This window comes from Stenotrophomonas sp. 05L414_2 (assembly GCF_056397905.1).
The window spans coordinates 1-4718 of sequence record NZ_JBFTOJ010000240.1; the positions used below are offsets into that span (position 1 = coordinate 1).

Sequence of the window (4718 nt, forward strand, 5' to 3'; positions counted from 1 at the left end):
CTCTTCAATTTCAACAAACTCTTCAATTTCAACAAAATCCGATGATTCCATTTTAGGCTTCACCTTGGCCACATGAACAATCGGTGTATAATCCAATTTCATGGCACGCTGCCACATGCTTGTCCATTCAGATTGTTTAATATAATTCTTGGTAAAATAGTTTGTAGGAACAGCAAGCAACACATGGAAATGAGGGTGATATGTACCGTACCATTCGCTTTCTTTATCCCAGTTCCGAGTTACTTCCATTGCTCGAAAATATCCCTTAACTGACTTTTTGAATTTGGCATAACCAGCAAAACGATTCCAAGCCTTGGTCATCTGATCCATTGTCTCTTTCAGCTTGTCACCTTCGACATTCCGAACAGTCAACGTTAAGAAAACCCATTTTACTTTTTCACGTTCATTCAATGTTTGAATGATTTTTTTATTTTGAAAGGCAATCTTTAATGACCTTCGCCAGTTGCACATTGGACATAACCTCGCTTTGCAGAAATAGGCTTGATATAGTTTCAAACGACTATCCTTTATTTTGAACACTAAATAATTGCCGCAATCATACATACGCTCAGCTTTTTTCTTTAATGCTGCTATTTCATGATGTTCAGCCATCAGTAAAGAACGCTTTTTCTTACCTTTCCAATCTCGTTCTTTCCCTCGACTATCAGTATCTTTTAAAATCTTGATATCAGTATTCTCTTTACCTCTTGATTCACTAGGGTTACTCGTGCTATCATTTGAGTACAAATGCATAAATAAACCTCGCCTTCTGGTGAGGGTACAAAAAGCCCTCTATTTTGATTGAAATTCGACACTTTAATCATAGCAGAAGGCTTTTTCTCTGTCTACCCGACAAAACCCATTCAAACCCTTGAGGCTCTAAGGCGCACAATGATTTTCAGGCGCTTGAGTTGTTTCTATATGTATCAAGAGAAGTAGGAACTCAATTTCGCTTCGCAAAATTCCGTTCCAAAACCATAAAAAAAGACACCTTTCTAGGTGTCTTTTTTTATAATAAATGCCCAATCTAATTCAAGACCTCGAATGTATTTCAAAAAGTTTTTTACCGATGGTACACTATGCTGATTTTCAATTTTTGAAATCACACTTATTGTTAATCCACTTCTTTTAGCAAGTTCACTTTGCGATATTCCTTTCTTAACCCTATAATCCATTGCTGTCGCAAGAATCTCAGCATATGCAAGATCCATTTCGTCATCACTATTTCCTAATTCATGAATCTTACGCCAAGTAGACACATTCCTTCTTGTAGCCATAAAAATCATTCACTCCCTTTAGCGTTCCATGCCTCTATTTCTCTCTTGATTCAAATCCTTCTTGTGAACCTTCTCAAATTCGCCCCCAGGCACTTTTTCTTTCACCTTGTCTATTAACCCCTTAAAAACGTCTCTAAAGGCCATAGCGCCCTTTGTACGCTCTTTAACGAATTCTTTAGCACTTTTATAAATCGATTTAATTTCGGCCTTTAAATCGCTTATACGGGCTTCTAAAACGCTAATTTCATTTGTAGCCGACCTCAAGTGAGTTTTTAAACTTGCATTTTCCTTTTTCAACACTTCATTTTCGTTCATTTTATGACTGGCCAACTGGCGCAGCTTTTTATTTTCTTGCACCAGATCCGTCGTCTGCAAACGCTCATAATCTCGTTTGATTTGATACGCAGCTTTTATTTGCTCATGCATGTTCTTTAGTTCTTTAGGTGTCACAATAAAATTCTCGGTTTCCTGTTCAACAATTTCAGGTTTCCCAAACATTTTAGGTGTAACAGTTGTTTTAACCTCTTTGCCCTTTACACGAATTTTTATATCCCCATCATTCGGAAGTTTTTCGCTCAATGCTAAAAACTCCTTTTTTCTATCTCCAATCTCTTTTTCTAGTAAAGTACGGGTTTGGTCCAAATACTCTAACTCATTTTCTTTCTTTGCAACTTTCTTCTGAACTTCTTTGTATTCATGAATGTTTTCAATATTTTTCTCTTTCGTCTTGCCACTAGCACGCACAACGTCAAAGCCACGTTCTTGTAAAAATTTCGGCAAGGTATCGTGGATGTAATTAATTTTTGCTTTGTTCATTGCCACTCGTGCCTGCAATTTTCCGTTCTCTTTATTGACTGGCACAAAGTGCAAATGCATGTGAGGTGTCGTTTCGTCTTTATGTATTTTTCCACTCACTACATTCTCTTTCCCGAACTCCTTACAGAAAAATTCGTAGCACCCCTTAAAATAATCATCCGTTTTTTTCTCGCCCCATTTTTCAGCTTGCTCTTGAGGAACGGTCAAAATATTGGAATACATCACAACCGAATTTTTTTGCACTCTCGAACCAGTCTCTTTTAATTCGTCCACTCGCTGCTTTACTCTCTGATACAAATTTTTCTCTGACTCTACTAGATCATAATTATTTTTTGTACGCTCCAGATCAATGTCATCATTTCTAATTTCGCCTTTTCTTTCTTGCTCATTTTCTTTGCCTTTAACATCTGTGATTTGATTTTTTTGTGTATTCCAAGCCAACTCCATGTGACCGATGCACCCCCATACTCTGACAATTTTTATTGCCAAGAGTATAGCACGTTATACTCTTGTGACCAAGAGAACGTGCTCTGCGAGGCTGGTTGGCTACCGCCAAAGCATGCTGCAGCATGCAAAAGACCTTGAGGGTTTCGCCCCTCAAACTCACGACCAAGGTAGCACCTTGGATGGCATAAGCCTCCGGCGGTTTGAAACCCAGGTTTCAAAACTTCCGGCCCTCGCCGGTAGGCAGGAACAAACGGTGGTTTGTTCAATGCCAAGAGGGTTCGGGTGCAGCGAGGTAGTCAATCCAAATTCGCTCCTTATCCTCCCTTCGGTCCGGTATCGCAAATTTAGATTGACAACCGTCACGTGTCGCCCAAACCCTCTAGCAATAAAATAAAAGGAGAGGTTCTTTTCTTCTTCTTTCATTTACTCGACTCGCGACGATTCTTCTTACCTCTGGAGAGCGTCGCTTTTTCTTTTTTTCCAAAATAAAAAGAGTAGCAAATGCTACTCTTTTTATGTCTCGATATATTTACGGTCCCATGAAAGTGAAAGGTTGGCTATATTTCCAATCTCTTAATTCAAACCCGAAAGTATTTGTTATAACTCCATTTGCTCTTACTCTACATACATACTTTGATTCTTTCTCTGCAGTAATATCTTTAAGAACAATATTTGAAATAGCTATACCACCCTCTCTTTCATAACTCACTTGAGGAGATACATCAGTAATTTCCGCTCTATCATCACCACATTGTTTCATTTTTATATAAGGATATGTAGTCAAATAAGCTTTAGCTGTAGAGTCTATTAATTTTTTAGGTATTTTATATTCTCTCCATTCATGCCAACAAGAAGAAGAAGCTCTAGCAGTTAAAGATTTAGATTCTTCTAATCCCATTTCTTTAACTGCAGTTTCACGGTCAACATTAGCCCATTCCATATAATCTGAAATAACTTGTTCCTCTGAAACAACAGTATAAGGAAGTTCCCCAAGATCTTCTACACTAATATCAATAGCACCTTCATCACTTTCTAATTCTTGTGCAAAAACCGATGTATCTGTATTACCTAAAATTAAAAAACAAATCATAAATGTAAATAAAAATATTATTTTTTTTACCACAAAAACCCTCCTATGTAATATATTCACATATAAGGATACATCAGCTTCCATTAAAATGGAAGCTTGAAATAAAAGTTAATACAATAAAAACTTCAACCAAATATAAATCAAATAAAGTGCAGTTAATAAAATATTTAATTTTATTAAATTAGCAGCTGTTTTTTTACTAATAATATCAACTTTTAAAACTATTAGTATAAAAAGACCAAACAAAATCAAATAAATTAAAGCCCATATTAAAAAATCCATTTCATAACCTCATTTCTATAAATTTCATTTAATTCCAATAAACTACTTCTTAGAATATAATTATTTAACCCAACATGCCAATAGGCCATTACAAAGTGTTGGAATTAGAACACACATTTGAAACTAACTGAGGAACTTGTTGAATACCCTAGTTAAAAAACTAAAAGGAGTAGCGTTCGCTACTCCTTTGATCTTTCTTCCATTCGGTTTAACATTTCATTTCGCAACAAAGCAATATAGTCTTGTTCTTCTGGTGACCGCAGATAGATACGATTGTAGTGACTGTAGGTTTCCAGTAATTCTATATTAACCATTTCGCTTGGAGATTTCCGTTCCTTTTCCATGCTCAGCCCTCACTTTTAATCACGTAATTATTTAATCCAACATGCCAATAGGCCATCACATCAATAGCACCATTTGCCACTTCGTCAGAATCTTCATCGATGTGAATTAAGTCACCATCTTCAGCATCATCAAGCTGTAATTCTTTATGAATTTCCTTCAGTAAACCACCGTAGGAAATCAGGCGTTTATAAGCTAATGCTGTATCTAAATCTTTCACCGTTTGAACATTTTCTGGTGTCACTTTATTACCACGAATAACATCTGTATCCTTCACTGGATACTTAGAAACTTCAAAAATAGCATTTTGTTCAAGAATCACCTTTTTTACTTCCTCTTCAATTTCAACAAAATCCGATGATTCCATTTTAGGCTTCACCTTGGCCACATGAACAATCGGTGTATAATCCAATTTCATGGCACGCTGCCACATGCTTGTCCATTCAGATTGTTTAATATAATTC

General features: G+C 36.4%; 5 protein-coding genes. All 5 read right to left on the reverse strand.

The window, feature by feature from the left end; translation table 11 throughout:
* The coding region (locus AC1DJN_RS20755) for a protein rep (RefSeq protein ID WP_478040043.1) at nucleotides 1-753 on the reverse strand (753 nt) is incomplete at its 3' end.
* A 242-nt stretch (nucleotides 754-995) separates the two neighbouring features.
* Nucleotides 996-1259 (reverse strand): helix-turn-helix domain-containing protein, encoded by a 264-nt coding sequence (locus AC1DJN_RS20760; protein ID WP_478040045.1) that lies wholly within the window; start codon nucleotides 1257-1259, stop codon nucleotides 996-998.
* A 36-nt stretch (nucleotides 1260-1295) separates the two neighbouring features.
* Nucleotides 1296-2540, reverse strand: a complete 1245-nt coding sequence (gene mobV / locus AC1DJN_RS20765; protein ID WP_477355622.1) for a MobV family relaxase — start codon at nucleotides 2538-2540, stop codon at nucleotides 1296-1298.
* Between the two features lie 529 nt (nucleotides 2541-3069).
* Entirely contained in the window at nucleotides 3070-3714 is a 645-nt protein-coding gene (locus tag AC1DJN_RS20770; protein ID WP_476903899.1) for a hypothetical protein, read from the reverse strand.
* A 544-nt stretch (nucleotides 3715-4258) separates the two neighbouring features.
* A partial coding sequence (locus AC1DJN_RS20775; RefSeq protein ID WP_478040048.1) for a protein rep occupies nucleotides 4259-4718 on the reverse strand: 460 nt, incomplete at its 5' end.

Excerpts from the sequence above, each read along its gene's own strand:
- mobV (WP_477355622.1), bottom strand. The coding sequence starts at position 2,540 with ATGGAGTTGGCTTGGAATACACAAAAAAATCAAATCACAGATGTTAAA.
- AC1DJN_RS20770 (WP_476903899.1), bottom strand. The coding sequence starts at position 3,714 with ATGGAAGCTGATGTATCCTTATATGTGAATATATTACATAGGAGGGTT.